The sequence below is a fragment of the Aeromonas sp. LsrichE-8G genome (assembly GCF_022869435.1).
Lineage (GTDB): Bacteria > Pseudomonadota > Gammaproteobacteria > Enterobacterales > Aeromonadaceae > Aeromonas > Aeromonas caviae.
The window spans coordinates 1-469 of record NZ_JALIHH010000216.1; the positions used below are offsets into that span (position 1 = coordinate 1).

The window sequence follows — 469 nt, forward strand, 5'->3', positions numbered from 1 at the left end:
ACCGTTGGCGCGTACTCTATCAGCATGTGAACATGATCAGCCTCTCCGTCACACTCTTTCAGTTCCGCACCAAAATCTCTGCAAACCTCTGCCGCACACTGACCGAAGGAGGCGTGATGCAGATCCCCCAGTATCGGCTTTCGATACTTGGTGATAAACACCAAATGTACGTGCAAAATGTAGGCCGCATGGCGTGATTTATTAATTTTAGTGAATTGCATTCTGTCACTCAATCGGGCTTAATAGATATGGCAATAATGCTACACACTGAGCGCTAAATGCAAATTCTGAAAGCCTACAAATTCCGACTCGAACCGACCGAACAACAAGCGCAACGCCTGCGCCAGTTGGGCGGTTGTGCTCGTTATGTCTGGAATCACGGGCTGGCAGAGACAAAGCGCATTCTGGATGCTGGCGAAAAACTGCCTTCTGCCTTTGAGCTGAACCGGATGCTCACCAGTTGGAAGAA

At 49.3% G+C, this 469-nt stretch carries 1 protein-coding gene and 1 pseudogene; one reads left to right on the forward strand and one right to left on the reverse strand.

Features of this window, described 5'->3' with window-relative positions:
• Window positions 1-221: pseudogene (gene tnpA, locus MUW49_RS19345) on the reverse strand (IS200/IS605-like element ISAs26 family transposase); the annotation flags it as partial.
• 57 nt (window positions 222-278) lie between these two features.
• On the opposite strand from tnpA, the gene MUW49_RS19350 reads away from it, so the two are divergent.
• On the forward strand, window positions 279-469 hold a 191-nt coding region (locus MUW49_RS19350), incomplete at its 3' end, for a helix-turn-helix domain-containing protein (protein ID WP_244813099.1).